The 22918-nt window shown below is 68.7% G+C and carries 13 protein-coding genes and 1 pseudogene; 2 read left to right on the top strand and 12 right to left on the bottom strand.

Translation table 11 applies throughout. The annotated features are described in order from the left end of the window. Nucleotides 1-79 precede the first annotated feature (79 nt). The gene (locus ACGFQC_RS14215) at nt 80-5332 is read left to right on the top strand and encodes a sacsin N-terminal ATP-binding-like domain-containing protein (protein WP_363087777.1); all 5253 of its coding nucleotides are present in this window, start codon (nt 80-82) and stop codon (nt 5330-5332) included. Between the two features lie 133 nt (nt 5333-5465). On the opposite strand, the pseudogene ACGFQC_RS14210 reads toward ACGFQC_RS14215, so the two are convergent. The 6 genes and pseudogenes from ACGFQC_RS14210 to ACGFQC_RS14185 all read right to left on the bottom strand — a co-directional run. Continuing rightward, nucleotides 5466-6027 (bottom strand): annotated as a pseudogene (locus ACGFQC_RS14210) (IS5 family transposase); the annotation flags it as partial. A gap of 124 nt (nt 6028-6151) precedes the next feature. Next, nucleotides 6152-7066, bottom strand: coding sequence for a transposase family protein (locus ACGFQC_RS14205; RefSeq protein WP_363088055.1), 915 nt, complete (start codon nt 7064-7066; stop codon nt 6152-6154). Between the two features lie 277 nt (nt 7067-7343). Beyond that, entirely contained in the window at nt 7344-8408 is a 1065-nt protein-coding gene (locus ACGFQC_RS14200) for a Wadjet anti-phage system protein JetD domain-containing protein (RefSeq protein WP_363087778.1), read from the bottom strand. Next, entirely contained in the window at nt 8405-12862 is a 4458-nt protein-coding gene (locus ACGFQC_RS14195) for a hypothetical protein (RefSeq protein ID WP_363087779.1), read from the bottom strand. Before ACGFQC_RS14195 ends, ACGFQC_RS14200 begins: the two co-directional genes overlap by 4 nt. 28 nt (nt 12863-12890) lie before the next feature. Continuing rightward, a complete protein-coding gene (locus tag ACGFQC_RS14190) occupies nt 12891-13706 on the bottom strand; it encodes a hypothetical protein (RefSeq protein WP_363087780.1) in 816 nt (271 codons plus the stop codon). Then, the gene (locus ACGFQC_RS14185; RefSeq protein WP_363087781.1) at nt 13703-15208 is read right to left on the bottom strand and encodes a hypothetical protein; all 1506 of its coding nucleotides are present in this window, start codon (nt 15206-15208) and stop codon (nt 13703-13705) included. The genes ACGFQC_RS14190 and ACGFQC_RS14185 overlap by 4 nt, the downstream gene beginning before the upstream one ends. Nucleotides 15209-15860: 652 nt before the next feature. Between ACGFQC_RS14185 and ACGFQC_RS14180 the strand changes: the two genes are divergently transcribed. Then, a complete protein-coding gene (locus ACGFQC_RS14180) occupies nt 15861-16757 on the top strand; it encodes a DUF5655 domain-containing protein (RefSeq protein ID WP_363087782.1) in 897 nt (298 codons plus the stop codon). A 175-nt stretch (nt 16758-16932) separates the two neighbouring features. On the opposite strand, the gene ACGFQC_RS14175 is transcribed toward ACGFQC_RS14180, so the two are convergent. The 6 genes from ACGFQC_RS14175 to ACGFQC_RS14150 form a co-directional block, all read right to left on the bottom strand. After that, the gene (locus ACGFQC_RS14175; RefSeq protein ID WP_363087783.1) at nt 16933-18000 is read right to left on the bottom strand and encodes a DUF317 domain-containing protein; all 1068 of its coding nucleotides are present in this window, start codon (nt 17998-18000) and stop codon (nt 16933-16935) included. A 117-nt stretch (nt 18001-18117) separates the two neighbouring features. Next, nucleotides 18118-18291 carry a hypothetical protein gene (locus ACGFQC_RS14170; protein ID WP_363087784.1) on the bottom strand — a complete coding sequence of 58 codons (174 nt, stop codon included), beginning with the start codon at nt 18289-18291 and terminating at the stop codon, nt 18118-18120. Nucleotides 18292-18356: 65 nt separating this feature from the next. Beyond that, nucleotides 18357-19475, bottom strand: a complete 1119-nt coding sequence (locus ACGFQC_RS14165; protein ID WP_363087785.1) for a DnaB-like helicase N-terminal domain-containing protein — start codon at nt 19473-19475, stop codon at nt 18357-18359. After that, a complete protein-coding gene (locus ACGFQC_RS14160) occupies nt 19475-20746 on the bottom strand; it encodes a DNA cytosine methyltransferase (RefSeq protein WP_363087786.1) in 1272 nt (423 codons plus the stop codon). The genes ACGFQC_RS14165 and ACGFQC_RS14160 overlap by 1 nt, the downstream gene beginning before the upstream one ends. After that, a complete protein-coding gene (locus ACGFQC_RS14155; RefSeq protein WP_363088056.1) occupies nt 20743-21666 on the bottom strand; it encodes a hypothetical protein in 924 nt (307 codons plus the stop codon). The genes ACGFQC_RS14160 and ACGFQC_RS14155 overlap by 4 nt, the downstream gene beginning before the upstream one ends. A gap of 56 nt (nt 21667-21722) precedes the next feature. After that, nucleotides 21723-22841: a tryptophan synthase subunit alpha gene (locus ACGFQC_RS14150; RefSeq protein WP_393288221.1), complete on the bottom strand. Its 1119-nt coding sequence runs from the start codon at nt 22839-22841 to the stop codon at nt 21723-21725. Between the last annotated feature and the right edge of the window lie 77 nt (nt 22842-22918).

Below are 22918 nucleotides of genomic sequence, written 5' to 3'. Positions count from 1 at the left end.
CTTTGGGGGGACAGTGACCGACGGACAGTGGCGAACGAAGCGGCCCACGGGTCCCGGCTCGGCCAGGCACAAGCAGGTCGTGGCGACGGCGGTCATGGAGGCCGAGGGGTGTCTGGACGACCTGAAGCGCGGACGACGCGCCGCTCTGGAGATCAAGAAAGTCACCGAACGGATGCTCTCGCCGGAGTACAAGGGGCGCGTGCTCGTCGAACTGCTCCAGAACGCGCATGACGCGCACCCCGATCGCGACGGCGTCGGCCGCGTCGAGATCGTGCTCGACGAGGACGAGGGCGAACACGGTGTCCTGTACGTTGCGAATGGCGGCAGGCCCCTCGGCCCCAAGAACTTCGAGGCTCTGTGCAGCATCGGTCTGTCGAGCAAGCGCCCTGACGAGGGCATCGGCCACAAAGGCGTCGGTTTCAAGAGCGTCTTGCAACTCACCGCCGCGCCGGAGCTGTACAGCGTCGCACGGACAACGTCCAAGGCCTTCGACGGGTTCTGCTTCCGCTTCGCCCGGGACGAGGACTTCGATCGACTGGCGCGCCATGTCGCGCCCGACCGCCCGGAGGCAGCCGGTCAGCTACGTGCGAACCTCTCGTCGTTGAAGGTTCCGGTGCCGGTGGACGACATCCCGGCCGCGGTGGTGCCCTTCCGCCGCCGTGGTCTGGTGACCGTGGTCCGGCTCCCGCTGCGAAACGCCGACGCGCGCCAGGAAGCGGTACGCCAGCTGCGCGAACTGACCGACGACGGGGTGCCGTTCGAGCTCTTCCTGGACCGCCTCGGCAAGGTGTCTGTGACACACCGGGTGGGCAGCCGGGGGCGCTCGAACGTCTACACACGTAAGGTGGAGCCGCTCCTCACCTCGCGTGGCCTGAAGATCCAGCAGGTCACCCTGCGTCGTCGCACCCGCCTGATCATGGTGACGGCCGCGGTGGACCGTGACCGCGCGCACGAGGCCATCGCCGCCGATGTCGAATGCGGACCGCTGACGGAAGACTGGCGGGCCGTGGGCGACTCGGCCGTGGTCAGCGTGGCGGTGCCGGTGGGCGAACCGCTGAAGCGCGGCAGGCTCTACACGTTCCTGCCCATGGGCGCGCAACCGACCTGCCCGGTCCGCGGATTGCTCAACGCTCCGTTCTACACGGACGTGAGCCGACGCACCATGGCCGAGGCCACGCACTGGAACGACCTGCTGCTCGACACCGCGGCCGAGGCCTGCGCGCGGGCGGCGGTACTGGTCGACGAGGGCCGCGTCACGATGCCCGCGGGTGCCCTGGTCGACCTAATGTGTTGGGATTACGATCAGATGCGGCGCCTGGAGCTGGCCTTCACAGCACAGGACCGTGAGTTCGACGATGTCCCGTTCATGCCGGTGCTGCATCCCCTCGGAGCCCGCACCTCTTTCCGGCACGGCTATTTGTGGCACGGCCCCGACCGGGCCCGCGTGTTCACACCGCAGGCCGTCGCCGCCGCCGGGTTTCAGCACGTGCTCGACCCGCGGCTGCATCCCCTGCGTGCCGACCGGCTGGTCGCGCTGGGCGCGGCCCGTAGGCTGGGGCTCGTCCCTGACGCCTCCGTGCTCGCCGGCTGGGCGGAGAGCGTAGCGTCGGCCCTCGCCGAGAACGAGTTCGACGCGGGCAGGTGGGCGGACTATTACCACGATCTCTCGACCTGCTTCTCTCATACCGGCGAGGAGCTGAAGGACAGGAAGATCGTCCTCACGGTCGACGGGAAGCGAGCTCCGGCCGGCGATCCCGGGTTGTTCTTCCGCCGTTCGGACGGCCCGTCGGCCACACTGCCCGTCCTACCACCCGGCCTCGCGAAGAGCATCTCCTTCGTCCACACGGAGATCGCCTGGACGGGACGGAAGACCAGTCGGCGCTCCCGCGGCCGTACCTGGCTGGAGGAACAGGGGCTGGTACGGGACTACAGCCCGCAAGCACTCCTGGACGTGCTGGGTGAGGCCATGCGTAAAGTCCAGGACGACGACGAGGCCCTGCGCGAGCACCTCCTGTTTGCCTGCGCCCTGTGGGAGTCCTCCCCGGACCGGCATGGCAAGCGGCCCGTGATCAAGGGGCTGTTGGTGCCGGGCCGCAAGGGTTGGGTGCCCGCGACGGAGGCCATGTTCGGAGAGGGCTGGTCGGGCGGGCCCGGCGGGATCGACCGGACATTGGCCCGCTTCCTCGACTGCACCGAGGCTGTCTCCCGTGACTTGGTCGCCGCCGCCGACCGGGTCGTCCGACCCGCCCAGGACATCTGTGCCGGCACCCGCACTGACGCACAGACCCTGCGGCGCTTCCTCGAACAGCAGGGAGTTCGCCACGGCCTGCTACCGACCTACGTGCCAACGTTCCAAGCGGTGAAGGGGCAGCATCTCAACCGCCCCTCCGCCTTTCCCGGACTGTGGGCCCTGAACCTGGACCCGGACGCGCGGGCCCAATGGCAGTCGACGGCCCAGCGCTGGCCCAAGCGCCGCGACGATCTCTTCCAGACCGTCGAGTACCGCCCGACCCGCAGGAAGGTGGCCATGCTCCCCGGCCAGCGGGAGTACGCCGCGTTCGAGGAGGGGAGCCGCCGACTCTACGCCGAACTGATCGTCCACGGCCTGGACAACTGGGCCCCCGAGGCACTCGAGTTCCGCTTCGCGGGCGGCTCGGATCAGAAGGGCACACCGTGGCCCACCCCGCTGGCGGCCTTCCTGAGCCGAGCGCCGTGGATTCCCCAGACGGGCGACGACGAAGACACCCCCGCTTTCACCACGGCCGGCCAGGCGTGGTGGTGGACCTCGGCGGAGGCGCCGCCCACCTTCCTCACCGTAGCCTCCGCCGCGCTGCGCAGACGGCAGTCGGACCGCGTGCTCAAACGCCTGGAATTGCTCGGCGTACGCCGCTGGGACGATCCCGAGACCGCCGCGGACCGGCTCCGCCACCTGCCCGCCCTGCTCCGCCGTATGCCCCGGCTACGGCAGGGACGCCTCGGGCATCTGCTGCGGCGGGCCTACGAACAGGCTTGGGCGGACCTCCTTCCTTTGGGTGGATTCGGCAGCGGGTGGCGTTCCGGGATCCTCCCCGAACTTCTTGTGAGCCGGGCCGGGACACTGGATGTCCTGGCAGCCGAGTCCGAGCCGGAGCCGGTCTACGTAGCCGACATCCGCGGCACCCAGCAGCGGAGGCTGCTCGACCAGGCACCCCTGCCCGTCCTCCCGGTCGACGACCGGGCTCTGGGCCAGCGCATTCACGAGCACCTGGAGGTGCAGGGCCGTTTCGTGATCCGACCGACGAGCGAGGCGGAACTCGACGTCCGGGTCGACCAGCTGCCGATCGCCGACGCACCCCGAGTACCGCTGTTTGCCCTGGCTGGGCCCTGGCTGGAGACCCTCATGGTCGCGCTGGTCGAGTTCGACGAGGAGCGGTCCTCCCGAGCCACGGTGCCTGCCGCGCGCCGCGTCAGGCAACGGCTTCGATCCTGTGGCGTCGTCGTGGCGCGGACCGCAGTCACCCATATCGCCGGGCACACCCTCGACGCTTCTGGCGATGACCGCTCCCTCCTGCATAACGATCCGGACGAACCCTGCCTCGTCGTGGTGTGTGCGCGGCAGCGCTCCGACTGGCATGTGCTGGAGGTCGCCGCTACCGCCTTGAGTACCCTGATCGGTGCTCCGTACCTGAGCACGGAGGTACAGCTAGCGTTCATCGCACTGAACCGGCTGGGCCGGACCGTCGCGGACGTCACCGAAGCGGACATCGCCTCTGTGCTCGCCATCCCGCAACAGCGCCTGGAGGCGGTGCTGGCCGACCGCGCCTCGATCCGCTCCGGCAGCGCCCGACTCGTCCCCCTGCTCGCCTGCGTCGACCTCGCCCTCGCCGAGGAACTGCAACGCGGACAGGAGACCCTGCACGATCGCGGCGAACTCCACGACTGGCTGGTCGCCCGGCTCGATGTCGACCGCGCCGACCACTTGCTGGGGCTCGTGGAGGAGAGCGACTGGCAGCGGATGCTGTCCGCGCTTGGAGTGCCCCTGGCCGAGGCCAACCGCGCTTGGCAGACACTGGGTCTGCCGACCGTCGACAACGTGGAGATCCACCAACGGCAGTTCCAAGCCTGGTTGCAGCAGAACCGGGCCCGCATGGCCGACCGCGTCCGTGACGCCTACGTGGCCACGCACAAGGCGGGAGCCCCCCTCACGGAGTACGTTCGGCTGCGCTCGCTCCCCGGACTAAAGCCGGACCCCCAGTGGGGACTCGAACACTGGGACCTTCCTGTTACCCTCCTCGACGCCCACGCCGAGGAATGGACGGTCACGCACCTGCCCCCGCCACCGGCCCGTCAGCACCCCCCGCGCCCGGTGGCCGAGATCCACGAGGACTGCGTCGACACCATCCACGCGCGCCTTCCCCGCCTGCGTGTCCGCATGCAAGCCTGGCTGAACCGCCAGGGCCGCGAGGCTCCCTCCCTGCCGTCGGCCACCGAGGTCGCGTCGGCGATGGACGCCGAAGGTCTGCTCGACTTCGAGCCGATCAGCACCCGCACGCTCATCGCATGGCTCCAGACTCACGGTCACTGGCCAGCGGGCATGCCCGCCACGGACCGGGCGGCCGACCTCGGCCTGCACGAACCTGCGCCCCTCCCGCCGAGCCCGCCCGTCGGTAGCACCCCGCTCCCTGCCGCGCCGTCGGGCCCTTCACTTCCCCTGAACGGCCGTGCCCTCCCGATCGGCCCCGACTACCTGCGCGATCTCGCTCGACAGGTCGCCGCCGACCTCACCCCCGACCAACTCGCCGCCTCCCCACAGCCCGGGACAACGTCAGCACCCACCCTCCCGAGACAACGAACCCCCTCCGCGGCCGCCGGTCGCGGAGGGGGATACCGGGCCGTCCCCCGGGACCCCCAGAGGGACAGAGCCGTAGGACTCGCCGGGGAGGTGGCCGTGGCCGCCTGGCTGGAGCGGCAGTACGGCGTCCCCCGCGAAGAATCCTGGAAGTCTGGGCTACGCCAATACGTCTTCGCCGACGGCTCGGGCGACGACAGCCTCGGCTACGATTTCCTCATTCACGACAGGGACCGGACCCTTCTGTACGAAGTGAAGGCCTCAACCGGGGACCGGGGCGAGTTCGAACTTGGCGAGTCCGAAGTCGAAAGGGCAAGTCACCTCCGCCCGGACGAGACGTACACCATCGTCTACGTTTCCCACGTCCTCGACAGCACCCACCGACGCATCACCCCTCTCCCTAACCCATTCGGCGCCCCCGGCCTCGCCGGCTACCGCCTCGTCGGCACGGCCATGCGCCTGCGGTTCGAACTGCCGCCGGGACGACCGGAACCATCCCCGTAGGCGAACGAGGTCGAGCTGCGCCTATGTGGGCTCATCCCTGGCGGCAACGGGCAATGAACCGCGAACTCTCGGGACTGAGCGACTGAGGCGTGAACCGACGCAGCGCCCCGCACGTTGAAGGACATGCTTGAGAGCCCCGGTCCGCGTACAGCCGCCGGGGCTTGTGGCGGGGGCGTCCCCGCAGCCCCCGGATCGGTGGGACCGCGTCCAACAAGGGCAGGAGCTGGGTGACGTCGTGCCGGTTACCGCCGGTGAGCGTGACGGCGAGCGGGGTTCCGTGTCGGTCGACGATCAGATGGTGCTTGGAGCCGGGGCGGGCACGGTCGACGGGCGAGGGGCCGACATGATCCCCCTTTGAGGGCCCGGACATGCGAGCCGTCCACGGCGCAGTCATCCAGGTCCAGCAGGTCGGTGCGGCGAAGTTCGGTCAACAGGACAGCGTGCAGGCGTGGCCAGACGCCGGCCTCGGTCCAGTCCCGCAGCCGGCGCCAGGCCGTGACTCCGGAGCAGCCCACGGTCTCCGCCGGGACATCACGCCATGCGACACCGGTCCGCAGCACAAACAGCACACCGGCGAGGGCCACTCGGTCGGGAACGCGCAACCGTCCGGGATGACGGCGGCGCCGTTCGGGAACAGGCGGCAACAGCGGGGCCACCCGCTCCCACAGGTCGTCAGTAACAAGATCAGCTCGCACCCCGGGCACCCTGCCGCCCACGATCGACGAGCACAAGACCTGCGGCTCAACTCATTCTGAAACGATCAGTTACGAGCTGGTGCGTGATAGTGGGTGAGGCGTGTTTGCCTGATGTGGGTCGCGGTCAGGTGTTGGCGGTGCGGTCGGATACGAGGCCGGCGATGGCCCGGTAGGTGGCGGGGAGGGTCTCGCGACGGTGGGTCCACCGAGTCAGCTGCTTCCAGCGTTTGTGATCGGCAAGGGCGTGTTCGACGCTGATGCGTCGGGAGGAGTGCTGGTGGCGGGCTTGTGAGCGAGCTTCGTGGACTTCGGGCGGGCTGATTTTGTTCGCTTTTCGTGGTGGTGTGAGTGCTTGGCCGGGGTGGTCGCGTCTGAGGCCGAGGTATCCGTCGTCCAGGAGCACTTCCACGTTGGGGAAGTGCTGGAAGCAGATGGCGATGCCTTCGTTGCGTGTGGCGGTCGCGTCGTGCAATCGCCCTGGTCGCATGGCATCAGTCCAGAGCGTGCGTCCCTGGTGGTCGGCGATGATCGTGGCCTTCATCGTGTTCTGCTTTTTCTTGCCGGACACGAACGCCTGCCGCCCGTCGCGGCCGGCAGGCGGCCTGCGGACCTGGATCTCGGTGGCGTCCAGGCGTAGTTCGATCCCTTCCGCCCGGGCATAGGCGAACACATCCGTCAGGGTCCGAAGCCGCAGGCCGGGACGGTCGGGGACCGCACACCCGCGCTCAGCCAGCAGGCCGCGTACTTCCGCGATCGCGCGGGTGATGGTGGAGCGGTCGACACCGAACAGCAGCCCCAGCACGGAGTGCGGCAGGTCGTGCCGCAGATGGATCAGCGTGGCCACCAGCCGGTCGACGAACACGAGCTGATGGCGGGCGCCGGCACCCGCGGCCCGCTTGCGGGTGCCACCTCGCGCAGCATGGCGGCGGCCTTCGACTCCGGCCTCCCACGGTCCCGCCAACTCCGGTGCCAGGCACGCGAGATGACGCCGAGAGATCCCCGTGAACAGCCGATGCGCCAGCACCGTCCGATTAACCATGATCGCCACAGTCGGATCATGCCAGCAGCCAGGCACGATGCCTCACCCGCTATCACGCACCAGCTCGTTACTGATCGTTTCAGAATGAGTTCGGTGCAGGGTCTTTGCGGTGGAGCTTGGTGGCGGCGTAGTGTTGCGGGTCGGATAATCTTGTGCCTGATGGCCTGTGGGAATGCATCCTTCCGCTGCTGCCGCCCCGCCCGCCGAGGCGTAACCAGTGCCCCGGAGGCCTGCCGGCGGACGACTGCCTGGAGATACTCGCGGTCTCCCGATGAACTCAAGGCCACCACGTGGCGTCGTCGGCCAGCTGGTTACGGTTGGTGGCTTCCTGTGCAATACGGCGGCCCGACACTAGTACCTCATGAGTCCTCTGTCGCAGTCTGGGCGGCAACCAAGCCGTAAGCGTGTAGGCGCGCTCATCGGAGACCATCTGGCCCGGCGTGGAGGGCCGGCTCAGGAGGAGGCCGTACAGCACGGAGGCGGGTTCGACCGAGGGGAGCCCGCACTGGGTGGCTGTTACGGAGGCACGGGCGGGAATCGAGAGCCCTTCTGCGTCGAGGTCACCGTAGTAGAGGATCCGCTGGATCCCATGGATCTCTTTGGCAGTTTCGATAGAGGCTTCGAAGGCCCGTCCGGAGCCGAAGGCCACGGCTCTGGTGCGTCCGGGATTCGGGGTGAGTAGGTCTCGGAGTGTGGCGTAGGTGTCGCTGTTCTCGGCGACCAGGAGGGTGTCTCCGTCGCCGAGCAGTCGGTAGGCGAGGGGCGGTGGTTCGCGAAAGGTGCCGAGCTGTTCCAGGGTAAGGCGGCCTGGGGCGAAGAGCGCACCGGAGAGGAGACCATCAAGGCGCTTTTCGTCCTGGAAGATCTCGTACGAGCGTTCGCGCAGGGGGATCGGTACACGAAGTTCAGGACGATTGCTGGTGTCGCGGAACCATCGGTTGATGAGGGCCAGGTCTTCGTGGTGGGCGGAGGTGAGGTACGCCGTGTGAACCCAGTCGAGTTCAGGGCGGTAGGAGCGCCGTGTGGCGACAGGAGCGGGCTTGCGGGGGGCGACTGCGGGCAGCCGGATCTGTTCGGGCAGGGCGGGACGGCCCGCGTCCCATTTGTGTCTCTGACCGTGGGGGAGTCGCAGGGTGCCGGCGTCGGAGAGTTCTTCGAGCAGGGTTGCCAGTGCGGTGCGAGAGTCCTGACTGCGGGCGGTGCCGGGGAGGGCCGCGGTGAAGGCTTCCATCACCATGGCGCGCGGCACGGTGGCCTTCTCGGCGCGAGCGTGCAGTGCGGCGCTGAGGCGGGCGGCGCCTGATGAGAGGCGAGGAAGCTGCTCGGGGGTGGGCGTCGTCATCGGTTCGTATCCCCCTTGGTGTACAGGCGTGCGGAGCTGAGGTATCCGTTTGCTTCGGGCCCGTGGGTCTCCGGGGCGGTCCGAGGGGTGGGGATGAGGGCGTTGCGGACGCGGTCGTCGAGGCGGATGCGGGAGAGGCCAGTGCGGGCTTCGGCGTCGTTGCGCAGCTGGATGGTGGCGGGGAATCGGGCCGTGACGGCTTCGTCGCTCAGGCCGGTGGTGTAGATGAGCTGGATGCCGAGGGCTGCCGCCATCTGGCTCTGGATGTCGACGAGGTAAGGGGCGTTGGCGCGGCCGATGGGATTGTCCAGGAGGAGCAGTCCGCCGTGGCGGGTGCGGCTGCGGGGGCCGGGGGAGGTGCGCAGCGCGGCGAGGGCGCAGTAGAGCAGGATGGCGCCAGTCAGTTCCTGGCCACCGGAGAAGATCTTGCCCATCTTCTCGACGGGCACGCGTTCGATTCGTTGGGTGGCGTTGGGTTTCATGACCTCGGCGGTGAAACGGGGAACGGCTGCGTGCAGGCAGCGCATGACCACCTCGGTGCCTTTGAGTTTGCGGGTGCGCGGGTTGGCGGCGAGGTTGTCGATGGTTTCGCGCATATGGGCGGTGAGCACGGAGGGCTCGGGCTTCCTGTAGCGGATGGTGAGGAAGCGCTGCCCTGCCCAGGGCGTGGGACCGTCGGGGAAGAGGGAGAACCGGCTTGCTTGGTCCACTTGCTGGAGGAGTTCGGTGACGAAGCCGCTGAGCTGGGACACGAGGGCCTCACGCGCCTTGCTCATGCCTTCGAGCTGGGTAGTCAGGGCTGCGGCAGCGCGGTGCAACGCCGTAGTCCACTCTCGGGCGGCGGCGGGGATATGCCGCCGGTCAAGAGCCGAGATCTGGTTGCGCAAGGGGATGTCGAGTTGCTCGAAGCGGACGTCGCTGGCCTGGTCCTTGAGCAAGGACACGCTGTCTTCGACGCAGCGCTCGGTGCTGGTGAGCTTGCGCCGGGCGTCTTCGTAGCGGGCGGTGGCTTGCCGTACGGCGGGTTCGGCCGCATCGGCGGTGCCTTCGTAGGGGTCCGCCGCGGGTTGAATGCCGAGCTGTTCGATCGTGGCATCCAAGCGTGCTAGGACGTGACCGAAGGCGTCGAGTTCGCGAGTGTGCTGGCTCTGCTGCCTGCGGGCCGCGTTGTACTCCTCGCCGGCGCCGCGTTCGGCCTGCTGGGCCTCCGCCTGGGCGTGTTCGGCACGGGCGGTCAGGTCGTAAGCCTCTTCGAGGGAGTGTGGGGTCCACTCGGCGACGTCTTGAGCGCTGATGTCTTGTGCTGCGGTGGCGAGCGTGCGGTGTCGTTCCTTGAGACGGCTCTCCTTGTCTCGAAGGCGCCGTAGCTGGTCCTGGAGGCTGTTGATCTGTTGGTCTAGATCGCGCTGTACGGCGTCGCGCTGGACGTCATCCGCCGCGGCAGGAGAACGGCTGTATTCCTGGGCGAAGGGCTTGACCCGGTCAGGGACCTGCGCCCATTCGTCCTGGCAGGTGCGCAGGGCGTCTTCTGCTTCCTTGGCACGCTGACGCTGGTCTTCTCCGATGTCCACACTGCGCAGGTCCTCGACTGCCTGCTCGTAGCGGTGCTGGAGGACGGTGAGCGCTTCGCAGGGCGCTCCCTTGGTGTGCTGAGCCTGCTCGGCCTCGGGCGTGGCGGTGACCTTCTTTCGCGCCTGGGCATGGCTCTGGGCCTGCTGGACGGCGGCTTCCACCGCCTGGGTCATACGTGCGATGTCGCCGTGGGCGGTCTCCTCTTTCTCGCCCAGCTCCTCGAGTTCGCGCTGACGCTGCTGAGCTTCTTCCTCGAGCGCGGTGATCCGGTCGCGTGCCTGGCTGGCTTTCGCCTCGGCTTCCGCAAGGCGGCGCATCGCCTGCGCGGCCTCGGCGGCCTCGCGGTGAGCCGTTTCCTGTTGTGTGTAGACCTCCTCGGCAGCGGTGACGGCATCGTCGTGCTGTGCGGCGCTGGCGCGCGCGACCTCAAGGCTGGCCTGGGATGCCTGCGCTGCCGTCCGGAGCTCTTGGAGCTGTTCGAGCCGGACCTCTACGCTCACGGGGCCGATCTCGTCCAGCCAGTACGTGATCTTGTTGCCCAGGTCGCGGGTGACACTGATGCGTTCACCGAGCTCATCCAGTGCCTGCGCGGAGGCCGCCAGGCGTGCTTCGACCTCGGCTCGTTCGAGTGCCGCAGCCTGTTCGTCATGCAGGGCCGGGGTCGGCTCGGGCACCATCCGGCCGCTTGTGTCGGGTACCGGCGTCAGCATCCGTTCCCCGGTTCCTACCGCGACGGCCGCAGTGGGCAGGGGACGGGTGCGCTCCAGATGACGCTGCGCCTGATCCAGTGCTGCGAGGCCGCCGCCTACGATGATGCCGCCGACCAGGTCCGGGTGGTCGTTGATGAGGCGCTGGTGATCGTCCGGCGGGACGTTGTCGCGCAGCCACTGCCAGCCGGGGACGGCGTCGATGCCCTGGGAACAGAGGTCGGCACACAGGGTGCGGACCTCCTTGGTGGCGGGCAGGAGGCCGTCGCTGGTGTCCAGGGCGGCGAGGAGTTCTTCATCCGCGCTGTGCTGGAGCTGTGTCCGCCTGAGCGCACCGTCCAGAGCGGTGATCTTCCGCTCGATCAAGCCCTGCAGGGCAGCGCAGTGGTCGGCGAGCCAGGTCAGGGCATCGCCGTCTTGTAGGTCTTCGAGGCCGAGCTCAAGCAGTTCCGCAGTCACGGGGTGGCGGCGCACGGACTCGGCGCGGACGCGTAGCCGGTCGGTCTCCGCTTCGGCCGCTTCTGCTGCCTGGCGGTCATCGAGAGCCCGCTCCTGCAGTGCAGGCAACTGCTGATATGCCTGTGTCCGGCGGGTGCGGGCCTCATCCTGTGCCTTCTTGGCCTCTACACGGAGCTGGCCGTGGTGATCAGCTTCGCCGTCCATCCGGGAGGCGGCGTCCGCGGCGCTTTCGCCGGGTTGTACCTGTCCTTCGTCCCGTGCGGTGCGCAGCTGCTCTTCGAAGTCCTGCACCTGACGGCGCAACTGGCGCTGCTCTCCCTCAGCCGTACCGGCATCCTTATGGAGCGAGTTGCTTCGCTTGCGCCACTGCTGGATCTTGCTGCGAAACTCGGAGATCTCCCTCTCCAGGTTGCCGGCCTCGACGCGTGCCTGCGTTTCGGCCGCCGCGTAGCCCGCCCGCAGCGCCGCCGCGGCGATATCACACGCCTGCACATAAGGGGCGGCTGTTTCCTCGGCTTCGGAGAGGGCCCGCTGCATGCGGCCGTGGTGCTCCTGGGCAGCCGCGTGACGCACAGCGACCGGGACGCTGCGCCAGCCCGCAAGACGGTCTTCCAGCCGCTGTGTCGTCGCGGCGACTTGCTTTTGCTCCTCGGTTGATTCGCCCAGCTCGATGCCGCAGGCAGCCCAACGCGCATGCGCCACACGTGCCTTGGCGATATCTAGTGCCTGCTTGGCCGCTTCATGGGTCCGGTATGTGGCATTGACCGAGTCTGTGGTGGCCTGTGCCGCGGCGGTGAGGATCTGATGCCGACGCATCAGCCCTGCGGCAAGGGCGGCGAGGCCGGCCCTGGCCTCGCCAGCTTCGCGCTGCTGGTCGGTGTGCTCCTGGTGCCGGTCGGCCACACGGGCGCAGGTCTCTTCCATGGCCAGCGCGAACTCCCGCTCCTTGAACAGTTTCTCGCGCTGGTCGTGGGCGCCGGCATAGGTCTCGAAGGCACTGCCGAGGCTGGTGTACTTGTCGTCGTCGTTGGCCTTCTCCAGCAGCCACTGGACGAACGCTGCCGCACTGGAGGTGGTGAACGCTTCGGCCGCCCCGCTCTCGGTGGCGTTCATCTTGCGTTGGACATCGAAGAGGCCAGGTTCGAGACCCAGACCGGCCTGATGTTTCTCCCACTTCTCCTGCCCGTCCACGATCTGTAGTTCCAACGCCTCGACCGTGTCCTGCAGTTCGCACAGCTCGGTGTAGTAGTGGTCGAACGGCAGCCAGTGACCGTCGCGGTGGAAAGGTAGATCGTCCGCGGACAGGGCGGCACCCGGGTGGAAGCTGTAGAAGCGGCGCTTGAGCTTGCCATCGCCCTCGGGCGCGAGGATCTGCGCGGTGACCAAGAGCCTGCCAGTGCGGGCATCAGCCCACTCCAGGACGATATGGGAGGGTTGAGCTGGCGAGACGACGAAGCTCCGCAGTTTCTCCGGGTTATGGTGGCGCAGCGGGATCGTGGTGCAGGTGATGCCGGTCAGGAGCACACCCTTGCCGCCGCCGTTCTGGAGCATGACCAGACTGGCTGGCGAGGGCCGCTGCGTGACATGTCCGGGCGCCGGCATCAGGGATGCAGTCTCAACCAGGGGGCCCACGCCAGAGAAGTCCAGGTTCACGTTTTCGTAGCGGGCATCGAGCGGGCCGAAGTTGCGCAGCAGGATGCGGTTCAACTCGTACATGGAGAGGGGTCCTTACATCGCGATGGCGTCAGGTGGCTGGGGCGGAGTCCGGGAGCATGCCGTGGTCCGTAGCGTCGGGCTGTTCCGGAGCCTCGGATGGGAGTGACGCATCGTGGTGCGGCAAGACCGCCACGCCCAGGGCAGCCAGTTCCTGGAGCATGTCCCGGGCTGCCTGGTCACGGATGTGCAGTCTGTACAGGACGTTGGTGGCGTAGGTGCCGCCCTCTTCCTCACTGGTCGTGCGGACGAATCCGCGCTGCTCGAGATGCGTGAACGCCCTCCTCACCAGCGCGTACGTCGCCGAGCGCGGGGTCCTGTCCTTGTCCGTACGACCGGTGGGGTTTCGACGCAGGTAGGCCCGCCACAATCCCTCCAGCCCGGGGCTGCCGGCCGGCGGGTCGGTGTCCTCGTCGGCGGCTGCAGCACGGCGCTCAAGGACGGTCGCATAGGCCCTAACGTCTTCGTCGACCTTCTGCACCGATACCCGGGCGACGTGCTCGTCGTCGTCCAAGTCCTCCGGACGAGGGAAGGCTCGCGACGCGATGGCCAGGTGAGCGAGTAGGTACAGCGGACGGTTCTCCGCATTCGGCACGAGGTCGGTGACCGAGACGGCGAAGTCGGTCTCGCGTGTGGTTGCCAGGATCAGTCCCGCCTGCGGGTGTACTTCCTGGACCGTGAGGTCAAAGCCCTGCGCGACCTTCCGCACCAGCTGCGCGAAGTCCGGTTCCGTGTCGAACCGCCGCACGAGGCGGGCGTAGTCTCCAGAGCGCCCTGGGGACTTGCCGCGTGTCATAGCCAGAGCCACCATCCGGGCTGCTGCGGCAACATCGTCGTACTGCGTCATGCACTCGGCTCCAGATCGTCGCTCGTGGTGCGGGGAACAAATTCTGGTGAATGGGGTGGTTGCGTGTCCGGGGCCGCATCAACGCTGTCGGAGACCGGTTCACCCACGGCCGGCAACAGCAGGAAGTCGCTGCCACCGAAAACCGGGTCGTCCAACTCAGTCCCGTCATCCACGACAACGACGGCTTCCTCACCGCGCGCCAGCTCGGCGACGGGGATATGCCGAAAACGATGCGCGGTCTCCATGGCCAGCAGATGGTCAGTGTCGTCACCAGGCCCTCTGCCCTCGCCCCACTGGCGGGCACGCTCGAGCAGCCGAGACAGCCGCACGCCCTCCCCGGGGACACCCGAAAGCAGCCTGTCCACCCATGTATGCTGCGCGTCGTCGAACCTCGGTGGATCGGACGTGTCTTCCCAGTCGTCCCATGCGCCCACTGCGACCAGCTCAATCTCGGCCTGTTCCGGCATCCGCGTGAGGGTCTCGAAGTAGTCCGGCAGGTACATCACCCTCGGGCGGACCGGACCTAGCACCCCACGCACGAACGTCTCCAGGGGCCGCTCGCTGTCCTCGATGCTGAGCTCAAGCGCCGGCTCCAGGAGCTGGCTGCGCAGATGCACCCGTGTGTGGACCACGGGAGGTACGAAGATCTGCCGGTCCTGCTGGCGCCGGAACTCAGGAACCACCCTGAGCAGCATGTCGATGAGCATCAAGTGCCGCTGCAGACAATCCTCGATCAGCGCATGCAGTGCTTCTAGCTGCTGCCGCTTGTGTTCCTCTTCCGTGACCTCGAGCAGTTGCGCCACCTGCGCCTTCAGCTGAGTCTCCGCCCGAGACCTCTCCTCAACGTGTTCTTGCGCCTCCTTCAGCGGGCCTTCAAGATCCGCCTCCCAGTCGACGGCCCGTACGTTGCGTTTCATCTCCTCCATGCGGTTCAGCAGTTCCTTCGCGTAGCGGATGCTCTGTAAGTGGGCGGTGCGGGCGACCTGCCACGCCTCACCGATCCGCGCGCGCTTGAGCAGCGCGGCCAGCTTGGCCTCCGCCGCGATCTGCTCGGACGCGATGTCCACATCGACCGCATGGACGAGCACCGTGATGGCCGCATCAGTAACTGTCAGCGCAGCCTGCCCGGCTTCGTCCGGCACGTCTTTGAGAATCTGGAACGGGAAGTCTCTGACGACGAAGCCGTCGCTTGTCACGCTGCCGATCTCGTGCCGAAAGCACCGGTCGTGTCTCTCGGTGTTGATCATCCGCTCCACCAGCCAGCGCGCGACTTCCCGATACTCGGTACCCGCCCGCCCGGGAACCTGGAGCGCCGCAGACTCAGCCACCTGTTCCACGACGGCTTCCTGCCGAACTGCCGTCCGCGCCCCTATCCGCAGCGTTACGAAGTCGATGGCTGCCAAGGCGAGTTCGGCCAGCCGGTACCCCTCCCAGCCCCGCTCCCGCTTCGCCGGACTCTCGTCGAGCGCTAATAGTGGCCGAACTACGGCCAGCGCCTTCATCCGCGACGTGATGCTCTCGTACGCCGCGGATGACTCGCCAAAGAACACAGAGAGCCCCCCAACATCATCCGCTTGACCGGCAATTCACGCTAGGGCACGGCACTGACAATGCTCCGAGGTCGCACGCGTAAGCGATTATTTTCGGCTACCCTGCCACTGGCTGCAAGCTTGGGAAATCTGCGTCGAACTCCCATCCCATAGCGCTGCAGCTGTGTCGCCCGTCGCCGTCGCTGGCTCGAACGAATCAGTCGCCAGCGGTTCGGTGCCTGCGGCATGTTGAATGGAACATTCGACTCAAGGAGGCCAGTCAAGCGGCAAGAGGTGAAGGAGATTTCTCGGTGATGGTTTGCTGCGGAGCGAGCGCAGTAGTCATTCGCCGGGGCTACGTGAGACAGGGTAGGTGCTCAGAAGGCACGTGCTCTATCCACTGAGCTACGGGGGCTGACCTGCGTAAACGCAGCTTCCGGGCGCTGTCTTCCTGGGCGTGGGGGACGCATGGGGGAATCGCGGATTCCCGGTGACCGGGGGACGCGAGCGCTCCCTGATCGGGCCGTACGTAGGGTCTCACATTATCTTCACGCTCCTGGAACCTCTCGCGGAAACAATCCCGCACCTTCTCGGCGTTGGTGATCTCCGAGCCGAGGAGGGGAAGGTGTCGGGCCTGAAGCTGTTCCGCACGGACATGACGAACAGCGGCATGACGGAGGTCATGCCGCGTCTTGCTGAGATCGAGGCCGACGTGCAGGGCCTCGTCGAGAGGCACATGGAGACGCTGCTGGGCGTCCGGTTCCTGGCGAGCGAGTACAGCACCGGACCGGTGCACGGGGGTCGGATCGACTCGCTCGGGCTGGACGAGAACGGCTCGCCGGTCATCGTCGAGTACAAGCGCGGCACGGATGCCGGCGTGATCAACCAGGGCCTGTTCTATCTGGCGTGGCTGATGGACCACCGTGCCGAGTTCGAGCACCTGGTCCGCGACCGGCTCGGGGTGACGGCCGCATCCCAGGTCCTGTGGAGCGGCCCGCGTTTGATCTGCGTCGCCGGCGACTTCACCCGCTACGACGTGCACGCGGTGCGTGAGCATCGGCGCTCGATCGACCTGGTCCGCTACCGGTTCTTCGGCAGCGATCTGCTCGGCCTTGAGACCGTGGCTTCCGTGAGCGGTGGCATGCAGGTGGTCCACCGGGCACGGCGGGGGTTGGTTGCCCAGGCGGCGGCCGGAGTGCAGGGCGTGGCGATGGTGGAGCTGGCGGGTGCGGTCGACGAGGTCCTGCTTGGGCTCGGGGACGGCGTGAACCGCGTGGAGCGTAAGCAGTACCGCGCGTACCAGCGCCTGCGGAACTTCGCCTGCATGTGCCCGCCGCAGCGCAGCAAGTTGTTGGTCTACCTGAAGGTCAACCCGAAGGACGTCGACCTCGTGCCGGACTTCACCAGGGACGTATCTGGTGTCGGTCATCACGGGACCGGCGACCTGGAGGTCCAGCTCCGTTCGCTGAAGGACGTGGAGCGGGCCCGGGATCTGTTCCGGGCGAGCTACGCCGCGGCGTGAGCGGACAGGGCTGCGCGTCGCCGGGCGGGTCGCGCTTCGAATCGTGTCTGGGGTCGTGAGGGCTTCTTTCGACGTGCGGACAGGGGGTGGCGGTGGACTATCTATGGTCCGCGGGATCGCCGGTTTGGCCAACCGGCGATCCCGCGCTATGTTGCCCCGCTCCCGTGGTTGCTGGTCAGCGTGAGCGGCTGGCGGAGGGGTCGGCGCTGACCGCCGGGGCTGGCGGGCCGAAGGCGAGGCTGGTCGCGGGCGCGCGGCCCTGCTGGACCTGGCGGGTGCCGGTCTCGTTGGCGAGGGATTCGGCGAGGCTCGCGAGCAGCGAACTCGGGGTCTGCGGGGATACGGTGATCGACCAGGTGGGTCTGCCCTGGTCAGGCTGGGTTCCGGCCCGGAGGGTCCAGGTGGCCTGGTTCTGACTGGGGTGCTGCGCGGCGAAGGCGTCGAACTGGATGCCGGCGTCCCCGTCGGAGGATGTCCAGCGGATCCATCGCCCGTCCACGGTGTGCTTCCAGCCGGCGCTGGAGAGTGGCTGGGTGGCCGCGGTGACCATCTTCTCGTTCACCGGGGCGCCGAGGGCGGTGTCCCAGCCCGCGCCGTCGGCGAGATGGGTCAGCAGATCCTGCAGCAGCGGGGCGGGGGTGGCGCCGGTCGCGGTGAGGGCCCACATGCGCTCGGAGACAGGCGTCTCGTAGGCGGCCACAGTCCAGGCGGTCTCGTGGGCGGAGGTTTCGTGTACGCGCTCGATGCGCAGGGTCTGCGACTCGTGGATGGCGTGGGTGGTGTCATCCGACCAGGTGCGCCACTTCTCGAACTCGCGGTGGGCGTCGAGGAGCGCGTCGTGGTCGTCGGCGTCTGCCAGGTAGATCGGGACGGTCTCCGGCTTCGCGGGGGCGGGCGCGGACTTGGCGGTGGTGACGTTGAAGACGGAGCGCGCTGCGATGGCCTCGCGTTCGGTGTCGGTCAGGGGTGCTGGTCCGGGGCGCATCTCGGCTGCGTGGACTTTCTCGAAGGCGAGCAGGGCCTGGGCGGGTGAGTCGAAGGTGTCGGCGATCTGGCGCAGATGGTCCTCGCCGTGAAGGTAGACGGACTTCCCGCCCCGGTGGAGGTAGGTGCCAACCGCGACGGTGGTGTGGCCGTCGTGGGCGTGGGCGTGGATGAGGAGCTGGCCGTGGTGGATGTCGTCGTGGATCTTCTGCGCTTGCTGGGAGACCTCGCGGATCTCGCTGCGGGTGCACCACGGCATCGGGTAGTTCGGCCAGGTCCATTCCTCGTCGATGGCCTCTCGGAGTTGCGAGGTGATGTCGACGGTGATGCCTTCGGCGACGAGGTGCGTGGCGGCGTCGTTGGCCCAGTAGGGCTCCTAGTGGTCGATGCGGGCCAGGACCAGGACGTCTGTGGCGGCGACGCTCCAGCCGCCCGCCTCCAGCGCCATGACGGCGATACTGGCCTGGGTGCCGGTCACGACGGCCTGTACGGCGCTGGGGTGGGTGGGGTGGGTGTCGAGGCGGACGTGGGCGTCGATAGGGGGAGTCACGTGGGGGTCTCATCTGTCCTGCCGGTGGCCGGGCCTTCGTACCTGGCCACCGGTGTCGTCGGGGGCTACCGGGTTGCTCGTGAAGATCGGGCGGTGGGCGCGGCCCTGGTGGTCGGCGGTCCGGCGCGGGTGGTGGGTATGGGCCGCTGGCGTTGCGGTGGGGTGGCTGCGGTGGCGTGCTGCCACCGGGTGCGGACGGTGGCGACGTCGGCGAGGGCGCGGCGGGCGCCGACGACGAGCTGGAACGGGGTGTTCGCCGGGTCGTCCGCGTACGCCTGGATGCGCCGGCCGGTGTGCTCGGCTGTGGCCAGGAGGGAGCGCTGCAGGGCTCGTTCGCCCCAGTGCTCGGCGGACCCGGCCGGTTCGGCGAGCATGCGCAGGACCTCGTCCGGTGCGCTTCCGTCGTTCAGCAGGCCGCGCTGTTGGGCCTCCCACAGGACGGTGACGGGGTCGACGGGATCGCCGCGGCGGGCCAGGGCCATCAGGCACTGCCACAGACCGGTGTGCAGTGCCACGGTGAGGTCGTCGGGGAGCAGCCACCGGACGGTGTCGATGCCGGCGGGGTAGGCCGTGGCGGTGGCGAGGAGGAGCTGCTCCTCCTCGGCGGCCTCTGCCGGGTGCGGTGCGGCGGGTGGCGGCGGTGCCGGCGTGCGGGGCAGGACGCCTGCGCGGGGCGGGAAGCGGGTGGCGATGTCGTCCGCGACCGCGGCGAGTGCGTCGGCCTCGGTGAGCACCGTCTGGACGGGGTGGGGAAGGGAGGCGTCGTGGACGGTGTGGATGAGGCGTTCGGCGGCCGTGTGCAGGCGGCGGCGGGCGTGTTCGGCCTCGACCATCCGGGCGTAGGCGGGGGCGTGGCGGGGCCAGGGGCAGACCTGGACGAGGGTGTGCAGGTAGGAGGCGGTCAGCCCGCGTGCCTGCTCTTGGGCCTTGGTGAGTACGCGGTCGAGCCACTGGGTGTTCTTCGCGTGCTCGGCGGGGTCGGGTCGCGGCAGGGCGGTGATCGCGCCGTACAGGGCGGCGTGGGCGGCGGTGGAGAAGGAGTTGGCGGCGATGCCGCTGACGTCGTCCTGGCGGTGCGGGTCGAGGAGGAGAGCACCTAGGAGGGCCTGCTCGACGTGGAACACCGGTCGAGGGGACACGAGGGTGTCGAGGTCGTCTTCGTCGGGTTCGGGGGTGCGGGGCATCAGGCGGCGAGGGTGAAGTCGTCGGGATTGAGGGGGAGGCCGAGGTGCGGGGCGAGGAGGTGGCCGGCGAGCAGCGGGGGCACGGCGTTGCCGATCTGGGAGAACTGCTGGCCCTTGTTGCCGGCCCAGGGGTAGTCGGCCGGGAAGGTCTGCAGGAGGCCGGCCTCGCGGGCGGTGATCCGGATCGGCTCGGGGACAGCCGGGGTGGCGGCCTCCTCGGTCGGCGGCGAGGCGGGCTCGGCGACCCAGGTGCACTCGTTCGCGCGGTTTCCGAAGAACAGGGTGCCGGCCGGCTCGGACAGGGGCCGGACGGTGGCGTTGGCCTGGTTGTTGCTGCGCAGGGACCAGGACCAGCGGTGGGCTTCGGCAGTGAAGGTCGGTGCCGGAGCGTCGGCGCCGCGGTTCTCGCGGGTGCCGTGCCGGGCCGCCCACCCCGCGCCTTCGCGCCGGGACTGCAGGACCGCCCCGTCCGGCCGGGGCATCCAGGTGCCGCGCTCGCGGGCGTCGGAGAGCGTCTTGCGGGAGCCCGACGGGAACGGCTCAGGCCCGCCGCCGGGCCCGCCGCCTGCGCAGACGGTGGGGACGGGGCGGTCGGTCGCGCCCCATCCCAGGGCTTCGGCCATGCTGACCCAGCGGGTACGGCCCGGGCCGAACAGCGACTCAGGTTCGGCGAGTTGGGCGTGCGTGGGCGTGGGCGGCTGTGCAGGCCGAACGCGGGAGGCGAGGAGGATCGCCCGCTTCCTGGTCTGGGGGATCCCGAAGTCGGCGGCGTTGAGGATCCCGTACCAGACGGAGAACCCCCACCCGCGCAGGACGGCGGCGTACTGCTTCCACAGAGGCAGGACGTCCGGGACTTCCTCCATGGCGACCCAGTCCGGCTCGCCCGCCGCGTTCAGGGCGTAGAGGTAGCGCATGGGCTCGGCGGCGAGCAGGGAGCGCTCGTCGCGGCAGGCGGCCAGGAGACGTTCGCGGGTGTCGCGGCCGACGGCCAGGTCGGCGACCGCCTCGTGCACCAGCGGCTGGTCGAGCAGGCCGAGGCGCTTGCCGGCCATGCTCCACGCCTGGCACGGCGGCGAGGCGATCACACCGCGGGTACGGCCGACGAACGGCCAGACCGGATACCTCGCCACATCGCACCGGATAGTCAACTGCCCAGCCGCCGATCGGGTCTTGCACGCCCACTGGTCCCATTCCAGCCCGACGTCGCGCACGCCGAGGACCTGCAGGGCCCTGCTCCAGCCGCCCGGCCCCGCGAAGAGGTCGAGGATCATGTAGCCAGCCCGAAGCCGTCCTGCGTCAGCGCCTCGGTATCACCGCGGCACGCCCAGGGCGAGCAGCCGTCCTCGACACCGCTCTCCAGGACCTCGGCCTCCTCCGCGCTGAGCTGCAGGGCAGCCCGCTCGGCGGCGGTGACGTGGTCGATCGGCGCCTGGCTCAGCGGCACGCGCGAGCGGTGCAGGAATGCTTCGCCGAGCAATCGGCTGCCCGACGCATTGGCGCGAGCATTGCCCTGCCGGATGGCCGCGTCGAATTCGACAACGTCCGCCCACTCGGACGGGGAGGTATCTCGAATATGCCGCCACTGCGCATTTCCGTGGAACGGGCATCCCAGGCAGCTCGACTTCGGCGTATCGGCGAGCCCGAATGACGTCAGGTAGCGCACGCAGTCGGACCTGCTCCACGACATGTCCAGTAGCGGGTGCCGGTTGCGCATGTACTTGACGTCCGCGTCCTTCGCGCGATGGAATTCGTCCGTGGATATGCCGACCCACTGCTCGACGAAAACGCCCTTTGGTATGCGGTTCGGGTAGGGGCGGCCGAGAAGTTCGCGCACTTTCTGCTTGATCGGCCGCACCTTATATTCGCCGGTACACTGCCGCCGCGTCATCCCAGGTCGCCCGTCCTGATTCAGGATATGCAGCGGCATGGAGGCGAACCGGTGATCGGGGTTAAGAGCATCGCTGCGGATATTTCCGGCCGACACGCGAAGTACCGGTATGCCCGCAGGGGCGGCTACCTCCCTTTCCAGTCGGTCAAGGTGGGCATAAACCGCTCGGGGCTCCCATCCGGTGTCGGCGAATATCGCGTAGTCGACCTTGGGGAGGACACCTTCTGCTGACAGGGCAAGGAGGGTGCTGGATTGGACTCCCGCGCCGAGGGAGAGGGCGCGGAACTGGGGCTGATCTGAAATGGGACTGTCCTGAGGTAGGGGGGAGGTGCGGCGTGCGCTGTGGTCCTGTCGACTGCTCAGTGGCGGGTAGGGGAGCGGGCGCGCGGCTCTGTGGCGGCCGTCGAAGCAAGGGCGCGGGCGAACGCGGCGACCAGCTGCGGCGCTTGTTCGGGGGTGCTGACCAGAGCGCGGACGACGGGGGTGCCGATGACGACGGCGTCCACCAGGGGCGCGACGTGTGCCGCTAGGGCGGGTGTGGAAGTCCCGACGCCGGACACGACCGGCAAGGGGCTCGCCGCGCGCAAGCGCCGGGTGAAGGCAGCTAGGGCGGGGATGTCGAGCGGCCCTCGGTAGCCGGTGGGTTGAGCGCTAGCCGGTGGGTAGAGCCACCCGGAGGCGTTGGTGGCCACGGTGGCCAGGTCGTCGTCGGTGGTGCGGCGCGGGACGAGGCGTGGGGTGCGGAGGTTCGCGTGGTGTGCTGCGGCCTGCCAGCACTCGGCGTGGTGGTCAGGCAGGTCGACGATCATCACGCCGGACGCGCCGGCATCGGCGAAGAGGCGGGCCGCGGATTCGGGGCCGTGCCGTTGGACGGGTTCCCAGTAGGTCATGACGACGGTCGGTCGCAGGTGTGCGGCATACGCGACCGCGCGGACGACGCTGTCCAGGGCATCGCCGCTACGCAGTACGCGGCGGTAGGCGTGCTGGATGACAGGTCCGTCGAGGTGGGCGTCGTGGTGGGCGAGGCCGATCTCAAAGAGGTCGGTACCCGCGTGGGCGAGTTGGCCAAGGTGGCGACGCTCTGCGTGCGAGCAGTGCAGGCCGGCGGGGACGAAGGTGCCCAGCGCGCTACGGGGTTGGGCGAGCAGGGTGTGCAGAGGAGGGGTGGTGGCCAGAGGGGTACCTTTCTCGGCTGGGGCCGTGGTGGTGTCCGGCCGGCGGAGCCGACGGCGCGGGTGAGTAGGCGCTCTGCTGCGGTTGGGTAGTGGGGTGGAGGGTGCAGATGCCGGTCCGGCGGGAGGTTTGCGGTGCGCGCGGTACTGGGCGAGTGCGCGGTGACCCGTGGCGTCACGGTGGTCTCTCGCCCCCGGGAGAGAAGACGGACGTGTCGAGGTAAACCACGGAGCGCCTGCCCAGGGCCTCCTGGCCGCCCGCGACGTCCGTGCAGGGCTGTCCGGTCGATCGTGCGGGCGCCGCATTGAGCGCCTCTTGTCGGCCGTGAAGACGGGCTTCATTCTGGTCAGCGAACTGTCAGCCAGCGTGCGGGGGACGGATG

This window comes from Streptomyces sp. NPDC048734, assembly GCF_043198675.1.
Classification (GTDB): Bacteria; Actinomycetota; Actinomycetes; order Streptomycetales; family Streptomycetaceae; genus Streptomyces.
The sequence above is the reverse complement of the archived record's forward strand: the minus strand, read 5'-3'. Positions and strand labels throughout refer to the sequence as shown.

Coding starts and splice junctions, on each gene's coding strand:
- ACGFQC_RS14165 (WP_363087785.1), bottom strand. CDS start 19,475: ATGCCCCGCACCCCCGAACCCGACGAAGACGACCTCGACACCCTCGTG.
- ACGFQC_RS14200 (WP_363087778.1), bottom strand. CDS start 8,408: ATGACGACGCCCACCCCCGAGCAGCTTCCTCGCCTCTCATCAGGCGCC.
- ACGFQC_RS14190 (WP_363087780.1), bottom strand. CDS start 13,706: ATGACGCAGTACGACGATGTTGCCGCAGCAGCCCGGATGGTGGCTCTG.
- ACGFQC_RS14175 (WP_363087783.1), bottom strand. CDS start 18,000: ATGCCGTGGTGCACCCGCAGCGAGATCCGCGAGGTCTCCCAGCAAGCG.
- ACGFQC_RS14185 (WP_363087781.1), bottom strand. CDS start 15,208: ATGAAGGCGCTGGCCGTAGTTCGGCCACTATTAGCGCTCGACGAGAGT.
- ACGFQC_RS14195 (WP_363087779.1), bottom strand. CDS start 12,862: ATGTACGAGTTGAACCGCATCCTGCTGCGCAACTTCGGCCCGCTCGAT.
- ACGFQC_RS14150 (WP_393288221.1), bottom strand. CDS start 22,841: ATGCGGCGCCCGCACGATCGACCGGACAGCCCTGCACGGACGTCGCGG.
- ACGFQC_RS14160 (WP_363087786.1), bottom strand. CDS start 20,746: ATGATCCTCGACCTCTTCGCGGGGCCGGGCGGCTGGAGCAGGGCCCTG.
- ACGFQC_RS14205 (WP_363088055.1), bottom strand. CDS start 7,066: ATGGTTAATCGGACGGTGCTGGCGCATCGGCTGTTCACGGGGATCTCT.